The sequence below is a fragment of the Dyadobacter sp. CY312 genome, assembly GCF_021390535.1.
Taxonomy (GTDB): Bacteria; Bacteroidota; Bacteroidia; order Cytophagales; family Spirosomataceae; genus Dyadobacter.
This window is the reverse complement of the sequence record NZ_JAJUXG010000021.1, coordinates 41174-62967: the sequence shown is the minus strand read 5'-3', so window position 1 is coordinate 62967 and position 21794 is coordinate 41174. Positions and strand designations below refer to the sequence as shown.

General features: G+C 42.6%; 14 protein-coding genes. 5 read left to right on the top strand and 9 right to left on the bottom strand.

Going from position 1 to position 21794, the window contains the following annotated elements; genetic code table 11:
• Positions 1-17: 17 nt before the first annotated feature.
• From nadA to LZG71_RS25955, 6 genes are all read right to left on the bottom strand, one after another.
• Positions 18-1013: a quinolinate synthase NadA gene (nadA, locus tag LZG71_RS25980; RefSeq protein ID WP_233825478.1), complete on the bottom strand. Its 996-nt coding sequence runs from the start codon at positions 1011-1013 to the stop codon at positions 18-20.
• A 525-nt stretch (positions 1014-1538) separates the two neighbouring features.
• The gene (locus LZG71_RS25975) at positions 1539-2960 is read right to left on the bottom strand and encodes an inorganic phosphate transporter (protein ID WP_233825476.1); all 1422 of its coding nucleotides are present in this window, start codon (positions 2958-2960) and stop codon (positions 1539-1541) included.
• A gap of 217 nt (positions 2961-3177) precedes the next feature.
• A complete protein-coding gene (gene rlmN, locus LZG71_RS25970; RefSeq protein ID WP_233825474.1) occupies positions 3178-4233 on the bottom strand; it encodes a 23S rRNA (adenine(2503)-C(2))-methyltransferase RlmN in 1056 nt (351 codons plus the stop codon).
• A 79-nt stretch (positions 4234-4312) separates the two neighbouring features.
• Positions 4313-5119, bottom strand: coding sequence for a serine aminopeptidase domain-containing protein (locus LZG71_RS25965; RefSeq protein ID WP_233825472.1), 807 nt, complete (start codon positions 5117-5119; stop codon positions 4313-4315).
• A gap of 48 nt (positions 5120-5167) precedes the next feature.
• Positions 5168-5716, bottom strand: coding sequence for a CvpA family protein (locus LZG71_RS25960; RefSeq protein ID WP_233825470.1), 549 nt, complete (start codon positions 5714-5716; stop codon positions 5168-5170).
• On the bottom strand, positions 5713-6165 hold the full coding sequence (locus tag LZG71_RS25955) for a GatB/YqeY domain-containing protein (RefSeq protein ID WP_233825468.1): 453 nt from the start codon (positions 6163-6165) through the stop codon (positions 5713-5715). The genes LZG71_RS25960 and LZG71_RS25955 overlap by 4 nt, the downstream gene beginning before the upstream one ends.
• A 162-nt stretch (positions 6166-6327) precedes the next feature.
• Here LZG71_RS25955 and LZG71_RS25950 point away from each other — a divergent pair, with 162 nt between their 5' ends.
• A complete protein-coding gene (locus LZG71_RS25950; RefSeq protein WP_233825466.1) occupies positions 6328-7047 on the top strand; it encodes a pyridoxine 5'-phosphate synthase in 720 nt (239 codons plus the stop codon).
• A gap of 67 nt (positions 7048-7114) precedes the next feature.
• On the opposite strand, the gene LZG71_RS25945 is transcribed toward LZG71_RS25950, so the two are convergent.
• Positions 7115-7417, bottom strand: coding sequence for an SCP2 sterol-binding domain-containing protein (locus LZG71_RS25945; RefSeq protein ID WP_233825464.1), 303 nt, complete (start codon positions 7415-7417; stop codon positions 7115-7117).
• Positions 7418-7637: 220 nt separating this feature from the next.
• On the opposite strand from LZG71_RS25945, the gene LZG71_RS25940 reads away from it, so the two are divergent.
• The 4 genes from LZG71_RS25940 (at position 7638) to LZG71_RS25925 (ending at position 19521) form a co-directional block, all read left to right on the top strand.
• Positions 7638-8063 (top strand): hypothetical protein, encoded by a 426-nt coding sequence (locus LZG71_RS25940; RefSeq protein WP_233825462.1) that lies wholly within the window; start codon positions 7638-7640, stop codon positions 8061-8063.
• Positions 8064-8206: 143 nt separating this feature from the next.
• A complete protein-coding gene (locus tag LZG71_RS25935) occupies positions 8207-10324 on the top strand; it encodes a SurA N-terminal domain-containing protein (protein WP_233825460.1) in 2118 nt (705 codons plus the stop codon).
• Positions 10325-10723: 399 nt separating this feature from the next.
• The gene (gene xylA, locus LZG71_RS25930; protein ID WP_233825458.1) at positions 10724-12052 is read left to right on the top strand and encodes a xylose isomerase; all 1329 of its coding nucleotides are present in this window, start codon (positions 10724-10726) and stop codon (positions 12050-12052) included.
• 821 nt (positions 12053-12873) lie between these two features.
• Positions 12874-19521 carry a right-handed parallel beta-helix repeat-containing protein gene (locus LZG71_RS25925; protein ID WP_233825456.1) on the top strand — a complete coding sequence of 2216 codons (6648 nt, stop codon included), beginning with the start codon at positions 12874-12876 and terminating at the stop codon, positions 19519-19521.
• 79 nt (positions 19522-19600) lie between these two features.
• On the opposite strand, the gene LZG71_RS25920 is transcribed toward LZG71_RS25925, so the two are convergent.
• Entirely contained in the window at positions 19601-20098 is a 498-nt protein-coding gene (locus tag LZG71_RS25920) for a hypothetical protein (protein WP_233825454.1), read from the bottom strand.
• Between the two features lie 179 nt (positions 20099-20277).
• Positions 20278-21783 carry a RagB/SusD family nutrient uptake outer membrane protein gene (locus tag LZG71_RS25915; RefSeq protein ID WP_233825452.1) on the bottom strand — a complete coding sequence of 502 codons (1506 nt, stop codon included), beginning with the start codon at positions 21781-21783 and terminating at the stop codon, positions 20278-20280.
• Positions 21784-21794: the final 11 nt, after the last annotated feature.

Below are 21794 nucleotides of genomic sequence, written 5' to 3'. Positions count from 1 at the left end.
CCTTCTTTCTTCTTCAATCAAATCCCTTTGCTCAGTTCCAGCATTCTGGCTACCGACTCGTAGGCTTTTACACGAATTTCTTCCGGGACCAAAATCTCTGGTTGTTCGTACAAAAGTGCGTTGTAGACCTTTTCTAATGTGTTCATTTTCATATACGGACATTCCGAGCAGGCACAGGTATTGTTGTCCGAACCAGGTGCAGGAATTAATTTCTTATGTGGAACCGACTGCTTCATTTTGTGAAGAATCCCAGCTTCGGTAGCTACAATAAATTTGTCGTGATCTGATTCCTTCACGAATTTTAGCAATCCGGTTGTTGAGCTTACAAAATCAGATTGCATCAGAATATCTTCCTTACATTCCGGATGGGCAATCAATAATGCATCCGGATGTTCCTCCCGTAATGCCTTTAATTTTTCTCTAGAAATATCGATGTGGACAATACAGGCGCCATCCCATAGCACCATTTCACGTCCTGTTTTATGAGATACATAACGGCCCAGGTTTGCGTCAGGAGCAAAAATGATTTTCTGATCTTTTGGCAGGCTTTCAACGATCTGTAATGCATTGGAAGATGTACATACAATATCAGTCAATGCCTTAATTTCCGCCGAACAGTTAATGTAACTAATGACGATATGATCAGGATATTGTGCTTTGAAAGCAGCGAACTTATCAGCAGGTGCTGAATCCGCAAGTGAACATCCGGCGTTCAGATCAGGAATAACTACCTTTTTATTAGGACTTAAAACTTTGGCAGTTTCGCCCATAAAGTGAACTCCGCAAAAAACGATCATGTCCGCTTCCGTGGCTGCGGCCTGCTGCGACAAACCAAGGCTATCACCGATGTAGTCGGCCAAATCCTGAATTTCCTCATTCACATAGTAATGAGCGAGAATCACGGCGTTCTTTTCCTTTTTTAAGCGATTGATTTCTGCAATCAGGTCAATATCATCTGCAACGGCTTCCGTTACATAACCGTAACGATTAACCTGCTCTTCAATTTTTGTCATTCTGGTGAATAATTGGCTTCGGTTGGTGGTTAAAATCCATGCCTAAGTACGATAATTAGTGTTGTAAAAGCAAAGGAAGGGAGAAGTTAAGAAGAGAGAGTAGTTAAGGAGGTATAGTAGTTAAGGAGGTAGAGAAGGTGGGAATGTAGAGAAGTTACAGTAGTTAAACACCCCATTGGACTAAATACCCGCATGTCATGAATCAGTATAAAGAGCCATGTCCGTGTCAATATCCTGTAACAAGCAAAAAGAGTTAAGGTACAGCAGCCTACACTGCTCATTCCTTAACTCCTTAATCTCTTAATAATTTAGCCTCTTGCTTTTCCCATTCAGACCGCTAAAAAGCGCTCATACCAGAATATCTTTCGGAGCTAACTTCTCTTAACTTCTTAACTCCCTTAACGTCTTAATAATTCAGCTTCCCACTTTCTCCGTTCAGACCGCAAAAAAAGCGTTCAGACCGGAATGCTCGTTCTTACTCGCGGAGCTAACTTCTTAACTTCTGTAACTCCCTTAACTTCTTCCTTAAAATATCCAGCGGAAGAATGCATATAATGTACCCGACAACAACATGGTAACAGGCAAAGTAAGTATCCATGCAATTACGATGTTGCGGATTGTTCCTGCCTGAAGGTTTTTAACACCCTTGCTTGCCACCATGGAACCAGCAATACCGGAAGATAAAACGTGGGTTGTACTCACCGGAAGTCCCAAGTAAGAAGAAACTCCGATTGTACTGGCTGCAACCAATTCGGCCGAAGCTCCCTGTGCATATGTAAGGTGTTGTTTTCCGATTTTTTCACCAATCGTAACCACAATCCGCTTCCAGCCCACCATTGTTCCAAGTCCAAGTGAAAGAGAAATCATGAGGATAACCCAGTCAGGGGCATAGTCGGTGTAACGTCTGATCCCTGAATGGCTGCCCGACTGCATTTTCAGGTATGCTTTATCTTCTGTATTCAGCGTTGCATCGCCATTATCCAATATCGTTTTTGTGTTACGGCTGATCAACAAAAGTGAACGACGGGCATCCATGCGTACTTCCAGGGGCAATTTATGATCTACCAAAGGTTTGTCGATGTGCCCATTCAACGCAACAATCTCTTTATGAATCGAAGTCAGTTTTAAACGGTCGGAGGCTGACAATTGCATGGAATCAATTCTGCTTACAGTTTGCTCAATACGCGCAAGTTCTGTTTTCATTTCAACAGGATCGACGCTGTTGTCCAGTGCAAAGTGTGCAGGAACAATACCGATCAAAATAAGCATCACCAAACCAACGCCTTTTTGTCCATCATTAGAGCCATGGAAAAAACTCACCAATGTACAGGTAGTAACCAATATTGCTCTAATCCAGATCGGAGGAGGCTGATTTTTCTTAGGCTCACTAAAAACAACTTCACGCAATGGCTTTGAAAGCAGGCGGCGAAGCAGAAACATGATGATAATTGCCAAAGCAAAACCGAAGATCGGTGAAGTAAGCAACGACATGAATAATTCTTCCGCTTTGGTCCAGTTAACACCGGCTCCGGTAGAATTCTCAGGCATAAAAGTGAATGCAAGACCAACTCCCAGAATAGAACCGATCAGTGTGTGTGAACTGGAACTCGGCAAACCAAAGTACCACGTACCCAGGTTCCATATAATAGCGCTGAAGAGCAAAGCGAAAACCATTGCCACGCTATGATACACGTCCTGGTCGATTAACATTTCAACAGGCAAGAGATTTACAATACCCATTGCAACGGCGATTCCACCAAAAAATACACCGAGAAAATTGCAGAAACCCGACCACATAACTGCGATGTTGGGTTTTAATGAATTGGTGTAGATAACAGTTGCCACAGCGTTGGCTGTATCGTGAAAACCGTTAACAAACTCAAATGCACAAGCCGCTAAGATACTGAAAGCGAGGAGAAGGAAAATGTCGGTTTCAAGACCAAACATAAAGAGTGTATAAGTTATATTAAATAAATATCAGGTTTGAAAGTGTGTAAATCAATGTTTGCCTGACAGACCTTTAATTTGTTAAGAACAAATTTTACGGGCAAAACTACTGATTGTTTACGGATGCAATGTTACCAAATTGTTAATTAAAATATAGAACTCCTTTTCCGTGAAGTATGAATAGATTCTCCGATACTTTCAGAGAATCTATTAAGCTTTAGGCTGCTTTTTCTTTGTTGGCAAGTTGCCCGCAAGCCGCATCAATATCTTTTCCGCGGCTTCTTCTTACGTGTACCGAAACACCTCTGTCTTCAAGGAAAGCAGCAAATTTATCCAGTTTGTCTGCACCTGTATTGGTAAAGTCCGCTTCGGCAATTGGGTTATACTCAATAATATTTACACGTGCCGGAACCCGTTTGGTAAATTCCCATAATTCCTTCGCATCCTGTAAAGTATCATTGAAATTATTGAAAACAATGTATTCAAAAGTGATACGGTTGCCCGTTTTCTGATAAAAATAATTAAGTGCTTCTGCCAGATTATCCAATGAATTGGACTCATTGATCGGCATAATCTGATTGCGCTTTTCATCGTTAGCGGCATGTAAAGAAAGCGCCAGTCTGAAACGAACTTCATCATCACCCAGCTTCTTGATCATTTTGGCAATGCCCGCCGTAGATACCGTGATCCGGCGTGGCGACATATTCAGTCCTTCGGGCGAAGTAATGTGTTCTATTGATTTGAGAACGTTGGTATAATTAAGCAACGGCTCCCCCATTCCCATGTATACAATGTTGGTAAGAGGTGCTTTAAAGCTATCCTCAGCCTGCTTTGCAATTGCTACAACCTGGTCATAAATTTCACCTGCTTCCAGATTCCTCTTACGATCCATATAACCGGTAGCACAAAACTTACAGGTTAGTGAACATCCGACCTGGCTACTCACACAGGCAGTCATCCGATCGGTTGCGGGGATAAGCACTCCTTCCACCAGATTCCCATCAAATAGTTTGAACGCCGACTTGATTGTACCGTCGTTGCTTTGCTGTTGTTTGGCAACATCCATGGAATGGATTACAAAGTGTTCGTCGATGAGTTGCCTTGTAGCAAGCGAAAGGTTGGTCATCTCAGCAAATGAGTTGGCAGATTTTTTCCAAATCCACTCATATATCTGTTTTGCACGAAAAGCCTTCTCGCCATGTTCAGCCATCCAGCCTTTCAGCTGGTCGACGGTCATCTTTCTTATATCCTGTTTTTCCTGTAATCCGGTCATTATTATAATACTTATACCTGCAAAGGTACTGAAAATCAACTATTGAGGTGTTAACCTTTTCAAATTATAAGACTCAAATCTATTTTTCCAAGAATTTAATGATATACTCATTTATCTCTTTTCTCTGGATTTCAGTTGCATCATTATCCATTTCCGAATGTTTGGTATTCGAAAGCCTATAAACTTTCATCCCAAATTCACGTCGTTCTACCTCCGTTGGCAAAACACCTTCATCGGCAGGCATGTCGCTTGACCGAAGTGACAATACTTTTACCTTTTTAGTTCTGGGCAAAGGCATTCTCCGATTATCCAAAGTCACCATGCGATCCACTTCATCAGGGTATTTTGTAGCGAATAACGCAGTCATATCCCCGCCGTTGGAATGCCCCATCAAGATAATGTGCCGAAAATCCAGATCTGGTTTCGTATCCTTCAATGTTTTTATTACATACCTAATATTCTCAGCTCCCCTCTCCCAATTCGACAATCGGGTAGCTCTTAGAATACCTGTCATCGCAAGGAGACTATCCGTTGTCAGTTCATGTTGAATAGATACAACGAAATAACCTTTTGACGCCAGGTTTTCCGTTAAATAGGAATAAATAAGATTGTCTCCCCCTTTGTTCTCACCGTAACCATGGCTGAATATTACAAGCTTCTGCTTTAACGCTCCCTGGCGTGTTTTTGGAGAATAAAAGGCAACAGGGATTTTTCTGTTCCGGGCAACATCAAAAATATTGGTACTATCTAACTGCACATTAAATATCCGCTTTCCTCTTGAAGACTCCGACATCTTTTTCGAAGAGCCGCAACCTGCTAATAATACTAAACTTAGCAAAGCATAAACAAGTCTTTCCCCTTTGCTTTTTTTTACAAACTTTATCATCAAAATTTCCTAGTGGTCGACCATTATTACATTGCGAAAAGTGCACGATCAGGAGGTCATCTTATCATCATCCAGATAATCCCGCTTCCATTCTCTGATTAGCTCAGTGCCTTTTGGCATGATCTGCAGTGCCTTGGTAATGATATTGGGTGCCACTGGTACCACAATCGGATATAGATAAGTTTCTTCTGTGCGGTGTGAAGGAATTTTTATACCGATCATGTTCACCAGCCAAAAAAAGACGCTGATCCCAAACACCCAGGTAAAAACACCCACCATGGCTCCTGCAAAGCTGTCGAACGTACCCAAGATAGAATACCTGAGCGATCTGCGGATGGTGTAACCAAATTGGTTGAGCAGAAAAATAGTAGGAAAAAAAATGGCCGAGAACCCTACATAAGGCAAAATTTTCTTGGCCAGACTATCACTAAAATAGGGGGTCAGGATTTCCATTCCCAACCCCAAAAATTTGAAACCTAATACCATTGCTACCACCATACCCGCAATACCGATAAACTCGATCAGCAATCCTTTCCGGTAGCCATGTAATGCTCCCCAAAGTAAAGGCAACAGGATGAGAACATCCAATAACTTCATGCCAACAAACTCTTAACCAATGTAGAAACAACGCGTCCATCTGCTTGTCCGGCAAGTTCTTTGGTAGCAACACCCATCACTTTTCCCATGTCGGAAGGTGCGCTTGCTCCTACCCTCGCAATGATTTCCTGTAACCTGGCTTTAACCTCGTCTTCTGTTAATTGCTTTGGCAAAAACTCTTCAATAATGGCCAATTCAGCTTCTTCTACCGCAAGCAGATCTTCCCTGCCCTGTGTACGGTAAATATCAGCAGACTCTCTGCGCTGCTTTGCTGCCTTGGTAAGCAATTTTAATTCGTCATCAGCAGACAGCTCTCCGCCAGTACCGCCGGCCTTGGTTTCTTCCAGCAAAATCAGGGATTTGATAGCCCTTAAAGCACGTAATTTATCCGCTTCTTTGGCGCGCATTGCATCCTTGATTCCCGACTCAACCTGACTTTTCAGTGACATATATTTTATAATTAATGGTACAATAAGTAAAATTTGAATAAGCGAATGTTAAATTTGCCTACAAGACCGCAAAGTTACAGGAATCATCATAAAATAGAGATGTATCATTGGACAATAGTCCATAATTCTGTCATCATATCACTCTAACACGACATTTTTCTCATGACCCGTCTCAGCGTCAACATCAACAAAATAGCAACACTTCGCAATTCCCGTGGAGGCGACAACCCCAATGTATTGAAGGTAGCGCTGGACTGTGAACGATTCGGAGCCCAGGGAATTACCGTGCACCCGCGCCCTGACGAACGACATATACGCTACCAGGATGTGTATGACCTGAAAGAGCTCGTTACTACGGAATTCAATATTGAAGGAAACCCATCAGAAAGAAAATTTATAGATCTGGTAATGGCCACGCAGCCCGATCAGGTTACGCTGGTACCCGATGCCTTAAATGCGATTACTTCCAACGCAGGATGGGATACGGTTAAAAACAGAAGTGAGCTTACCGAGCTTATTCAGGAATTCAAAAAAGCTGCGATTCGGGTATCAGTTTTCGTAGATCCGGATGAGGAAATGGTGGAAGGGGCGGCTATTTGCGGAGCCGATCGTGTGGAGCTTTACACTGAGCCTTACGCTGCTCATTATTTTGAGAATCGCCAGAAAGCTGTATTGCCTTTCATTCAGGCAGCTGAAAAAGCAAGAGAAGTTGGTTTGGGATTAAACGCCGGTCATGATTTGAGTCTTGATAACCTTCGTTTTTTGAAGCAGAGCATTCCCTGGATGGACGAAGTGTCGATAGGCCATGCACTCATTGCAGACGCGCTTTACCTCGGTCTCGAAAATACCATACAAATGTATTTGAGAGAATTGCAGCTATAACTTTCATGGCTACGAGTTCACAATGCAGTATGAACTGAAATCGCGAGTTCGTAGCCATAACCATACTTTATTTCCCTCCAAAGGTTTGCGCTATTTTCATGGCAATACCCATGTCTCCGTCAATTTTAAGTTTGCCTGTCATGTAAGCCATCATTGCGTTGAGGTCGCCATCAATCAGTTTCAGTGCATTCTTGGTAGAAACATCAAAAACACAATCCGCTTCCCCATCTTCGTTGGAAACCGTATTCGGCACTACTTTGCTGTTTATAAAAACATTTCCCTCTTCTGTTTTGAATTTCACGGTTGCATCCAATCCGCTGTCAGTTCCCAAAATGGTGGTGATGCGGTCGGTAAGAATTTGCAGGCTCATATGATCTGTCTTTGATTTGTTTATATTATCTTTTTTTGTTGTACCTAAGCAACAAATGTATATTCCTTAATAAGAATATTCAAATGCACTTGGTGTTTCGGTGTAAAACTACAAATTTTGCGCCCTATTTTTCAATGACATACATCCGCCCCGCATGCAACCAATGAGTGAACCCATAAGTCGTCCCACGTTTTTAACTGTACTATGCTTTTTAACCTTCATGAGTGCCGTATCCGGACTTTGGAGCCAGTCGGAAAGGCTCTGGAATCCCGCCATCATGGCCGATAAAACCCGCGAAACTTTCGAGATGGTGAGAGAAAATGTAGAAACACAAGCCAATGGCGCCGACACCAAAGCAATGGATGTCATGTTCACCGCAGTGATCGAGGGCACCACTCCAGATACAATTACCACCGGAGCCATTATCATGCTTATTTTCGAATCGTTATCGCTTTATGCGGCCTACATGATGTGGAATTTGCAAAAAAAAGGGTTTTACTTATACCTGGCGGGAATTGCCGTAGCCTTTTTAGCCCCCATCCTGTTTATAGGTGGATGGCTTGGCTTCATTACTGCAATGGCAAGCATTTTCCTAAGCGTTTTCATGGCCATTTTCTACGCTATTAATTTAAAATACATGCAGTAAAAACGTATCATTATACGGTTTGAACTGAAATATAATTTTGAACAATCGGGAACCTTCGAATCTAAATTTCCTGATTAGATTCGTAAGCCCTTGCATTCCACGCAGAAAAGATTTTATTTTGCGCACTAATTTGAAAAGAGAAAATGGCTTTAATTAACAAAATCAGAGAGAAGTCCGGTATCGCGGTTACGGTAATTGCTATCAGCTTAATCTTCTTCATGGTAGGCGGCGACCTTTTGGGGCCGAATTCTATGCTTGGAGGAAGCAACAATCAGGTTGTAGGTGAAATAGCTGGTAAAGAGATCAACATCAAAGACTTCCAGAGTCGGGTAGATGGTTTTCGTCAGAATTATGAAGCTCAGTCGGGCCGCAGTTTGAGCGAAAATGAACTAGTTGGTCTGCGCGATCAGGCATGGAATCAGTTTATTGTTGATATAGCCTACAAAAAACAATTTGACAAACTTGGTCTGACAGTAACTGACGACGAGCTTGTTGATATGGTGCAAGGAAATCACATCAGTCCTTCCATCATGCAGGCATTTTCAGATCCTACAACAGGACGTTTTGATAAAACAGCTGTTGTTAACTATCTGAAAAATCTTAAAACGCTTCCTATTGAGCAACAAAAATCATGGGAAAACTTTGAGAAAAGCCTTCGCGAAGAACGCATTCGCAGCAAATACGAAAACCTTCTGAAGTTTTCGGCATATACTCCAAAAGCGCAGGCTGAAAAAGAATATGTAGCACAAAACACGAAAGCAACACTTCGTTATCTTTATGTTCCCTACTTCTCTATTGTAGATACTACAATTAAAGTAACGGATTCGGAGCTTGAAAGCTATTTGAGCGCTCACCGTTCGGAATACAAAGGAACTGATACACGTTCCATTGAATATGTCACTTTCCCTGTACAGCCTGCTAAGGATGACAGCGCAGCTCTTTATGCAGAAATTAAGGAACTGGCGCGCGGACTTGCTACTGCTCCAAACGACTCTGCGTTTGCAAGCATGAACTCAGACATTTCATTGCCAGTGAACATGTCTCTTTCTACGATGTCTGATCAATTGAAAGAAGCTGTAAAAACTTTCGTTCCGGGTGGTGTATATGGTCCATACCGTGAAGGAAATACTTATTACATCTACAAATACGGCGGCACGAAACAGGATACTGTTTCTTCTGCAAGAGCAAGCCACATTTTGATCCGTGCCGAAAACCAGTCGGATTCAGCAAAGGCGGCTGCACGTGTGAAAGCAGAAGGACTTCTTGCACAGATTCGTGCGGGAGCTAACTTTGAAGCTTTGGCTGCGACATCAAGCGCTGACCCGGGATCTGCACAACGTGGAGGAGACCTGAACTATTTCCAGAACAATGGAGCCATGGTAAAACCTTTCGAAGAAGCTGTTTTCTCTGCAACTGCTCCTGGTTTGATTAATAAATTGGTTGAAAGCCAGTTCGGGTTCCACATTATTAAAGTAACGGATCCAAAGTCCAATACACTTTATCGCATTGCAGCAATTGGAAAAACAATTGCACCTAGCCAGTCAACGCGTGACGAAGCTTACCGTAAAGCAGATGAGTTTGCCAATTCTGTTAAGACCAAAGAACAGTTCGATGTTGCTGTGAAAAAAGACAAAGGATTGGTAGTAGCAAATGCTAACCGAATTCCTGAAACAGCGTCGAATGTAAATGCTATACAGAATGGCCGTGAAATCGTTCGCTGGGCATTTAAAGATGATACGAAAATCAATTCTGTTTCTTCCGTTTTCGAAACAGAGGAGCAATACATCGTTGCAGTTTTGACAGGAAAGTCGGACCAGGATAATGTAAAAGTGGACGATTTCCGCGACGAGCTGACAACCAAGGTTCGTAATCAGAAAAAATCTGAGCAAATTACTGCCAAGCTAAAAGGAGCAACAGGCGACTTGGAAGCAATTGCTAAAAAATACGGAGCAGGCGCACTTGTTGAATCCGCTACGGATATCTCACTTGCGACAGGTTTCCTAAGCAGTGCAGGTTTTGATCCAATCGCACTTGGAAAAGCATTTGGTTTGAAAGCTGGTCAAAAATCAGGTGTGTTTACAGGAGAAAACGGTGTGTTCATTATGGAACAAATCGGCAAAACTGATGCACCTAAGATTGCTGATTTTACGCAGTACAAAACACAACTTACTCAATCTCTGGAAAGTCGCATGTCGTATCTTGTGAATGAAGCAATTCGTGAGAATGCTAAAATCGAAGATCGTCGCGCTAAATTCTTCTGATATAAAGAATAAAAAAATTAGTAAAAAGAGGAGCAGAATTTATTTCTGCTCCTCTTTTTACTTTAGACTACAAAAATTTAAGAAAAAAGTGATAGTATTGCAGTATGAAATGTCAATGTTACACTTATTAAGTTATAGTAGGTAGAGAAGTTAAGGAGTTAGAGAAGTTAGGTAGTTAAGAGGCGTTGTTATCTACAATCGAGTTTCATCTTAACGAAACACTAAAATACCCTAGCCTGAAAGGCTTTCATCAATATAGCCCGGGGCATCGCCCTGGGAACTGATAATGAGGGGAAATAATTAATATTGAAAAAATTGATATTGAGAGAATTCAGAATTAATATCAAACCATTTTCATGAATACGTATTTTTCGGAACGATAAACAATTAATAAAAACAATGAGCATAGTACTTGGAGATCAGGAGTATTTTAAAGGCATCGGTAAAATTGCATACGAAGGCCCGGAATCAGACAACCCATTAGCATACCGTTGGTATGACGAGAACCGTATTGTTGGCGGTAAAACGATGAAAGATCATCTTCGTTTTGCGATTGCCTACTGGCACACCTTCTGCGGAAACGGAGGAGATCCTTTCGGTGGCCAGACTTTATTTTACCCCTGGGATAAAAAAGCGGATGCAGTTGATCGTGCAAAAGACAAAGCAGATGCTGCTTTTGAATTGATCACAAAATTGGGTGCACCTTACTACTGCTTCCACGATGTGGACGTGGTTGACTACGCGGATGATGTTCGTACAAACGAGAAACGCATTGTAACACTGACCGAATACCTTGCCCAAAAGCAAAGGGAATCGGGTGTTAAATTGCTTTGGGGTACTGCGAATTTGTTCAGCCACCACCGTTACATGAACGGTGCATCTACCAACCCTGATTTTGACGTAGTTTCTCACGCTGGTGCTCAGATTAAAATGGCTTTGGATGCTACCATCGCTTTGGGCGGAGAAAATTATGTATTCTGGGGAGGTCGTGAAGGTTACATGACTTTGCTTAACACAGACATGAAACGCGAGCAGGAGCACTTTGCTCAGATCCTTAAAATGTCTGTTGCGTATGCACGTGCGAATGGTTTCAAAGGTAAATTCTTTATCGAGCCAAAACCTTGCGAACCAACAAAACATCAGTACGACTACGACGCGGCAACGGTAATAGGTTTCCTTCGTCAGCATGATTTGCTTGAAGATTTTGCATTGAACCTTGAAGTGAACCATGCTACTTTGGCCGGTCATACATTTGAGCACGAATTGCAGGTTGCAGCTGACGCTGGTATACTTGGATCTATTGATGCAAACCGTGGCGATTACCAAAACGGATGGGATACGGATCAGTTCCCGAACGACATCGCTGAATGGACAAAAGCACTATTGGTTATTTTGAAAGCAGACGGTCTGAAAGGCGGAGGAATTAACTTCGATGCAAAACGTCGTCGTAACTCTACTGATGCTGCTGACGTTTTCCATGCACACATAGGAGGTATGGACGTTGTAGCCCGCGCTTTGGTTATCGCTGACAAAATCATCCAGAATGGTGAGTATGACAAAATCCGTACGGATCGTTATGCTAGCTTTGATGGTGGAAAAGGAGCAGATTTCGAAAAAGGAGGTTTGAAACTGGAAGACCTTTTCAACCTGGCAGCTACAAACGGCGAACCAGCTACAACTTCGGGAAGACAAGAATACCTTGAAAACCTGATCAACAGATTTATCTAATCTGATCAGTTATAAATTTTGAGTCAAAAGAGGTTTCGGAGCAATCCGGAACCTCTTTTGCTTTAACACTAGAAGTTGATTCTCCGTAATCCCCCCCACTCTACTAATACTGCAATCGGCACAGCTTCGGACTCTACCTACTGTAACGAGCGTGTCACGAATCGATGGGAGATACAATTGTTTCAACAAGACGGCAAGTCCTATTACAAATGGCAGTTGAATTAGTTAGCCTTGTTATTTCATTCAATTTATTAATCAGCCCCTAAGGCACATATGGTAAATACAGATTATTTTTAATCTTCTTTTAATGTTGGCGACGGTTTACTTATTTTAAAATAAGTTTTAACTATCTTTCGAAAAAATTATACCCCTCGTAGACTAATTTATAACGTAAACCAACCTGTATGCTAAAATTCTCCATCTTCCTTACACATTCGCCGGCTATCGTTATATCAGTCGATAAGCGTTAAAATCCAGATTATCCAATTCAACGTTATCCTTCCTAACATTTAACCCTCTGGGTTACAAAATCCGGCTGTGGGATGTTATACTACACCCGCTTTACCTCAACGTACTTCTTCATACCATTTCAAGAGACGATTAGTTAAATCGTGCTCTCCCCAACGTTATCCGTCGTCCATAATTCATAGGTAAATAACACCTTTCAAAACAAAACATAGGTCTTTTGATCTACATTTTGCTGTGATTTCTATGTGCTCTTTCTATTAACAAATAGCACTACCTGTTGAGTTATTGCCGACAAACTTCATAAAAGTTTAGTACCACTTTTCATAGTACAAATTCCACTAAAATTCATCCTTATGAAATCTAGTTTACCTCTTGCTTCATTAGCAAAAGCAGACTTGCAAAACCCGGCAAGGCCTCAGCTAAAAGCAAACTTGTCGCCGTTTGGCTTGACAAAATCTTTGAGGGTGCAACCTTCAATAAAAATTATTTTTGCGACTCTATTCTTCCTACTGCTAAACGTAGAGGTATATGCGCAGGTAGTTTTGGATAACGGAGCCTCAGAAACCAACTACACCACTTTACAGGCAGCGATTAATGCGGCATCTGCTGGCAATACAATCAGTGTTGACGCAAATCTTACGGAAGGACAAATAACTGTCAATAAGAAACTTACAATAAACGGAAATAACCATACTTTAAACAGGGCATCTCCGGGCTTTGGTATTCTTATCGACTCCCCCGATGTTACCATCACAAACCTTACCGTGACCGGTGCAACCGCGCTTGGACTAACAACCTCCTGTGGCGCACATGGCTTAAAGTTAACAAACGTAACAATTCAAAACGGACTTAAAACTGCCTTCAACATCAATGGTGTTGACAATGCGGTACTAACCAACATCACGGCCACAAACAATATTGGTAATGGAATATCCATATCGGATTGTGAAAATCTGGCAATACATGGCGTTACAACCTCCGGAAATGCTTTTGCAGGAGGATTTAGCGCCGGCATCGGGATTTTCTCGGGTGGCGCTTGCGCTCCTACTGTCGGAACAGGAACAACAGGCGTGATTATTGGTGGAACGGTAAACATAGGCGAACCATTTGGAATATACCAGCAAGGTGCTTCAATAACTGGCGTGACATTACCTGCCGACTATACCCATTTTGCTGGTATCGGAGTTAATGACCGCTACTACACCAAGACACTGGCTGCGTCCTATACCATGGCTGCTACATTTATTGCGAACCCGACGGTCGCGACTACTGTATACGTTGAAGAGCTTGCAACCGGCAATCACTATGTCGATGACCAGATAGCAAGTGCCGGTGTACCGGGCAATTATAATATGTCTATACAGGCAGCTATTAATTATTTGGTGGCGGGCAAAACGGTATTTGTTGAAAACGGAACATTTAACGAAGATGTTGTCGTAAACAAGCCTCTCACATTGCAGGGGAATACGCGTAACGGGAGTATAATCAAAGGACTATTGAAAGATAGTTCAACTCCCTCCGTAAGTTCCTACACTTTGGTAATCGATGCCAATGATGTAACGGTTAAAAACCTGACTGTTACACGGGATTATGCAGGTACTCAGCAGGGCTGGTTTGATTCGCAGAAAGGTTACGGGCTAGTTATTGAAAACAAAGATCGCTTAACCGTAGACAATGTCTTAGTTAAGGACAACAGAAATGGAGTTTATCTGCATAACACCAAAGGTACAATAGTCAGGAATTCCGAAATCGTAGCTAACCGTACTGGTTTTCAGGTTTGGGGACCGCTAGACAACACCGAGATAACTAACAATATTATCACCGGCAATTTTACCCATGGAATTGTTTTCAACTTTGACCAGGGCGTAACGAGTGCGCCTGGAATGAAAATCAACAACAACAATATCAGCGGCAACTGGTATACTCAGATTTCCTTTCAACGGGCATCAGCAACCCCTTCGTCTAACGTTGGCGACCTCAGTACCCTGGATTTGACTTGCAACTGGTATGGTGCCACGCCGACCGTTACTTCGGGAGAAGTTAATCTTAGTGCCGCAGGGTACACTACTCAGGCGACATCGCAATTTAGTGGTACAGCCCCGGCTACTACACTTTACATCGCAGGAGAAGAAGCAGCCGGTAAAAATTATGCACCTTTTCTAAATTCAGGAACTGATAGCGATCTGGTATCCGCTGGATTTCAGCCACAACCAAACAGCTGCGTTTACCCGGTAAATAACATTACACATCCGAAGGGCTTTCTCACGATACAAGCAGCAGTTAATGATGCGATCACGGTAAACGGTGATGAGATTTTAATTAATAACGGAACCTACAAAGAAAACGTAACGCTCCCCAAGCAGTTGAAACTCACCGGAGAATCGGAAGCCGGGGTTATACTGGACGGAACAGGACTTCCAACAGGAACTGCCATTTTCATTAATAATGGGGTTACCAATGTAATGATCAACAAGCTGACTATTCAGAATTACACCGGATCTTCCGGAAATACGAATGCCGGGATTTATGCGAACCTGAGCAACAACAATCTGGTGGTTTCCTATGTAACAATTAAAAACAATGTCAATGCTTCCGGCTTTTATGCCAATGGTCCGGTTGAAAACGTCACTATTGATCATGCAACTGTTACAAACAACGGTTCGGGAGCGAGGGGACTTGTTATTTGGAATGGACTTAAAAAGAACATTACAATTACTAATTCGAATTTGTCTAACAATTCCTGTTGTGGTATTGAGTTACAAGACGGCTCCGCAACAGGAGTAACGATCACAGGAAATACAATAGAGGGAAATGATAGCGCAATTTCTGCTGTCGGACTTACTTCCGGATCGGGAACAACCAATGCCAATACCATTTCAAACAACATCATCACTGTAAAAGGTCGATTTGGTATTGAAGTAAAAAATCCGAATGGAACAGGATTTAGTTCCGGCGATGGCGCCGTTCTTATCAACGCCAACACCATCACCTACGTTGGAGGCATTACAGAAGCAAGAGATCTTGCCGGGATTGCTGTACACCGTCGCGGTGTTGGCCCTGGCAATGTAGACGTACCAACGGGCGTACGTGTTAGTACCAATACCGTGAATTCTTTTGTTCAGGCAAGTACTAGCGAGGGATTTGGTATTGTGATCGAAGGTACCAATCATACCGTGACAAACAACATTCTGAATGGAAACGACATTGGTCTTCAACAACAGGCAGGACACTTGCCCTACCCTGGCGACGGGAAACAAGACGATCTTGCTGACAACTATTTTGGCCGTGGAAACTCCCCAATCACATGCGGCAATACGATATCGGGCAATACAGGCACCAATACCATCAACACACGTAATGTAGGAACATCTGTGGGAGGCGGACTGGTAACCAATACCAACACCACAAAAACTTTCTGTTCTATTCAGGCTGCGATTAGTGACGCTACCACGTTAAATGGCCATGTTATTACTTTGGGTGATGGTACTTATCAAGAGAATGTAACGGTGAGCAAATCAGTCACAATAGCAGGGGCAAACAACAATGCCAACAATGTTATCATTACTCCGGCAACTGCTGGCATTGGAACCGGGTTATCAGTAACCGCTCCAAATGTCAAATTGGACTATGTCACCGTAACTAATTTCAACTATGGCGTTGTAATTCAGAACAATGCAAATCATTTGACTATTGATCACTCTAAAATCAATAACAATATTGCGGTAGGTATCCGTGTGCCCACCGGATCTACAAACATTAATAACCTGACTGTTACTAATTCAGAAGTTAAAAATAATAATCAGGGTTTGGTTACGAGCACCAATACGAGCATCACCAACAATATTTTCGATGCAATTACAATTCAAAACTCTGATTTCAGTGACAATAAGCAGAAAGGTATCTACATGGAGCGTGCCAGCAATTTGTTGATTGATGGGATTTTAATGAATGCCAGTGGTACGGACAACAGTTATCAATTCAACAACGGAATTGATCTAAACTTGCAGCACGGAACTTACGCAAATATTACAATTCGAAATTCGACTTTTACCGGATCGGGACTGAGTGGTGGTGTCTCCCCTAACTTATCTCCTGCCGGCGGACCAGCGGCAATCAATATAAAGGCCAGATCAGATAAAAGCCCAACCGCTGCGGTGAATAACGTACTCCTTGAAAACAACACCATTTCCGGTTCTCAAAATAGTATTGTTATTGGCTCTACACTAACGGGATTAACAAGCGTGACAATCAAAAAAAATAACCTCAGTGGTAGCTTCGTAAACAAGGCAATAATTAACTACACCAATGCCGATGTTGCGCTTCTATGTAACTGGCATGGAACTACTCTGAAATCTGCAATAGAGGCGACTCTACAAAAGTATTCGGGTACGTTTAGCCTGACAACCGTTTCGAATTCGCCGACAATTACAACGGATACAGATGAGACTTCATGTATCGCCCCTGTTATTCCTACGGAATTCTGGGTTAACGATAATGCGACAACCGGCGACCATTATACTACTGCGATAGGAAACGATGCAAATACAGGTACACAAGCTGCTCCGTTCCTTACCATCAACAAAGCAATTTCAGTTGCATCCGCCGGTAATACAATTTGGGTGGACGCAGGAAACTATGCTGAAAATGTGGATGTGAATAAATCGGTTAAAATCTATGGAAGCAACAAAGGTCTGAGTCCTAGCGGTACAAGACTTACCGAATCAATTGTGGTTCCCGCTACAAATGATGCCACAGGTGGATCTGTTTTCTTACTTACCGGATTACTAAATGGAGTTGAAATCGAAGGATTTATGATTGATGGAGACAACACGACACTCTCAGGTGGTGCTACAATAACCGGCATTGATGTAAATGCGGCCGAGGCAATTTCTGCTTATGATGGCGTAAGTAATACGTTATTAAAAAACAACATCATTCAGAATCTCAACTACGCTGGAATTGATATTTACAATTACACCAATTCGGGGTCTGCGACTAGCGGAAATATCATTAGCAATAATAAGATTGACAACATTCTTCCTATAGAAGCGGGTATCGGTATTATCATCTATAACAATGCATATACAAGCATCACCGATAATAGCATTACAAATGTTCGGGTAGGTATCCAGACAGGTAATTTCTCTCATGCCGATCCAGGTAATAGCCATGTTATCAGTCAGAACTCAATTACTGCTCTGAAACGTGGAATCTGGCATAATCTTGCGTACAGCAATGCATCAAACTTTGAGATCACAAACAACACAGTTGAGGCCATTTCGGGGACAACAGCATTTGATGGGATTATGATCAGTTCATTGTCTGGTACAGTTGGTGCAACCGTTGAAAACAACAATGTTACTGGTTCGGGCACTGGCACAACTGGTTATCAGCTTTGGAATAACCCAACGTCCAATACCATCACCGTAAAAGGTGGAGCTGTGTCTCAAACAGAAAACGGAATATTCGCCAACAACTATGACGGTTACCCTGCGACAGGCTCAAATGCAGAGTCCAGTGCCTACATAGTAGATAATGTTACCATTAATAACTCCCAAAAAGGTGCTTATGTTAAAGACAATGGATCTAATACCAATAATGCAACCGTAAAAGTGACATTCAAAAATGCCACTACAATTAACGAGCCAACTGGTGCTGCAGCCATATTAGTAGAAGGCAACGACGCCCAAGTCAAAACCGAGCCTACTGCAAGCAGCCTGACTGTCACTTTGAAAGCCGCAGATGCGCAAAGTGCTGTACGGGTTTCCAATGTACTCTCCGGAGCTGGATCAGCGCAGTACATTCTGAATAGCGGACTTTCCGTAAATCTTAACGGAAACACAAGCGGACAGGCTATAACGGCAGACGCGAATTCAATTGTTGATGTACAAAGTAATTATTCAGCTCCTAACAAAGTGGTTGGCGGACTGAATCCTATTCTTACCAATGGGCAGCTTTGGTTTACGGACGGAATTCTTTCATCGGGTGACGGCAGTATCGAATTCGGTCCTGACGCAACAGACATTGTATCAGGAATCCATGCAGAAAACACTGTCAGTCACATTCTTGGCTCAGCCAAAATGGTTCAGCGCCCTGTTGGAACAGGCACTTTGAACATGCTGGGAGCGAACCTACCCGCAGGATCAGATCTGGGCAATACAGCCATCGAAAGAATCACCTCTTCCGGGACAATCCTACCAGCTGTTAGCGCCGGTTCTATTAACGCACGTTGGATAATATCCACAGGTACTGCAAATGGTCGCGACGATGTTACATTTAGTTTCCTAAGCACATTTCTGAATAGCCAAAGTACTACCACACTTTATGCCTATCGGTATGATGGAAGTGCATGGGAAAGCAAAAGTTCAGCACTAACCATAACCGGGCCAACAGCCGGTTTGTATACAACAAGTGCTTTTGACATTGCGGCTTTTTCACCATGGACACTTGGCAGCAGTGCATCCCTGCCGGTTGTTCTTACCTCTTTCAAAGCAGTGAAAGAAAACAACACAACACAATTGATCTGGGCTACTACTTCAGAAAGCAACAGCGACCATTTCGATGTTCAGCATAGTGTGAATGGTAAAAACTGGTTGTCTATCGGAAGACGTGAAGCAATGGGAGATAATGCGGGACTTAAAAATTATTCTTTCAACCACACGACTCCTGCTACTGGCGAAAATCTTTACCGCCTGAAAATGATCGACAGAGACGGAACATTTGCTTACAGCAGCATTGAGAGCGTAAACTTTGGATCAAACCAGATGATTACCCTTTACCCGAACCCTGTTTCCGACCGTTTGCAGATCGGCACGCAACAGTGGAACAATGTGAGTGGAGTGAAGTTGATAGACCTGAACGGCAGAACGGTTTATTCGTCGGCTAAGGGCAAACTGACTAACTCAATTGACGTCAAATCTCTTGCTTCAGGAACCTATCTGGTTGAAATTACCCATCTTAATGGTCAGGTAAGCGCAAGCAAAGTTGTGATTGTGAGATAAGAATATATTGAATTTCAAATCAAAAACGGGCTAACTCGCAAGGAGTACAGCCCGTTTTTTTGCATTAAGAAAGACGCCCTTAACTATCCAGTTCTTTATCAATAATTGCAATCAGTAGGTCTATTTCCTTCTGTACGGTTTCAAGTTGCTGATCGGTCATCGGACTTTGAATTTCAAGAATATTGGCTTGCAGCTGATCTCTCTCCTTTATCAATTTATCCTGCTTTTCAGTTAAACTCTTTTTCGAGCTGGCGTCGGCTTTTCTCAGCTTTTCATTGATGCTTTTCAACTTGTCGTTGATTTTACCTTCTTTCTGTTTCAGCGATGTCAGGTATTTTCCCTGCTTTCCAGACAACTTCTCACTGGCTTTTTCCAGGTCTTTCTTCACTCCTTCTATCTCCTTGGTGTCCGCTTCCTGGGGTACGAGTTTGTTGGCTTCGGCCGCTTTATCAAGTGCCTCTTCTTCGGCTTTGGCGAGTTCTTTTCTATCTTTTTCAGCAGATGAGTTACAGCTTGTCAATAGCAAACCGGAAATGATAAACGCATTCGCAAAAAATAATGTCAGGATCCTTTTCATAACTTGTTCAAGAGTTTGATTTCGAATCCGCATGGCCAAAATACAGTACCATCCATATATTCAATGAATTACGAAGTGGTTTTGAGGAAAACCATGTACGACCTGTGGACTATCCGAAGCAAAAAAATAAGCCACTGAAATGAATCAGCAGCTTATTTATGATCAGGCTAATCTAATGTTTAGTACCCTTTCGTTGGGATCAGATTGGCATTGTTGCGAAGTTCAACAGTTGGAATCGGGAACAACAGCTCCCGCTCTCCTACCACCGGTCCGTAAGAGAATTTATGACCAACGTAGTTATCAAACTTTTTGGTTGTCACATTAAATGCTTTGCGAAGGCGTACCATATCAAACCAGGTAATGTTTTCGAAACACAGCTCATGCCAGCGTTCCTTCCACACTGCCTCACGAAGCTGATCTTTGGATAAACTAGCCAAGGCAGGCAATTGCGCTCTGGTTCTGATTGCGTTCACGGCGCTGTATGCTTTTGCTGTTGGTCCACCCACTTCGTTGCTCGCTTCGGCATATACCAAAAGAACATCAGCATAACGGATCACCGGCCAGTTGAGGTCGCTATTGGCTGAGCTTGTTTGAGCTACGACATCAAAGTGTTTGTATATAAAATAACCGCCCAGATCCACCTGCAGATTCCGATCCTTTTCGTTGGTAAATTTGGTATAGAAAAACTGTTTCTCCTTTGCGCGCAAATCAGCAGCATCATACGACTTTACAAAATCAGCTGTTGAATAAATACCGCCTGTTTCATCCGAGTATGCCGAAATGTTTTTGTTGTATGGCAGAATCGCTACCTGCCAGTTACCCGGTAATATTTGCGTTTTGTACTGAATCATGAAGATGTTCTCTTCTATGTTCTTCTTTGTCGGGTTGTGTAGGTCATCGTAAGTCGTGAACAGCTTGAACTGCTGCGAATCTATCACCTCTTCTGCTTTCTTGGCAGCCAGTTCATAATGTGAGGCTCCTTTTTGCAACGGATAACCCGCCATGGTAAGATACACTTGCGAAAGCAATGATTTCACCGCACCAAGGGTCACTTTCCCTGATTTATCTGTCCAGACGAGCCCGGACTCCTCTGCCATTTTCAGGTCGGCAACGATTTGCGTGTACACCTCTTCTGGAGTAGCCTGTTTTGGTTTCAAATCCTCAGATAACAGATCAACAGGTTTGGTTAGCAAAGGAATGTTTCCAAACATCCGTACAAGATTAAAATAGTAAAACGCTCGAAGGAAATAGGCCTCTCCCATTATTCTTTTGCCTTCTGCTGCATCCAGCCCCGGGATGCCCGGAATTTTTTCAATAGAAAGATTGGCACTCGCTATACCCTTGTAATATTGAGCCCAGTAAGTTTGTCCGTAGCCATTGTCAGAGGTATTTCTCAAATCTTTGACAAAATAACTGTTAACTGCCTGCCCCAAATCCGTAGCAGCCAGCCCGGTCGCAAACTCCGTCATCATCCAGGCTCCTCCACCGAATCCACTATTTAACGGTTCACGAAGAGGTGCATATATTGCATTAACGGAACTTCTTGCATGAGCAGGAAGGGTGAAATAATTCTCCACCGTGAAGTTACTTGGATCCGATTCATCGAGAAAGTCGGAGCAGCCAGTGGCGATAAACACGCTGAACAGGGCGGACATGACGCCGATTTTTTTTGCTATATTCTTCATTTCAATTACGA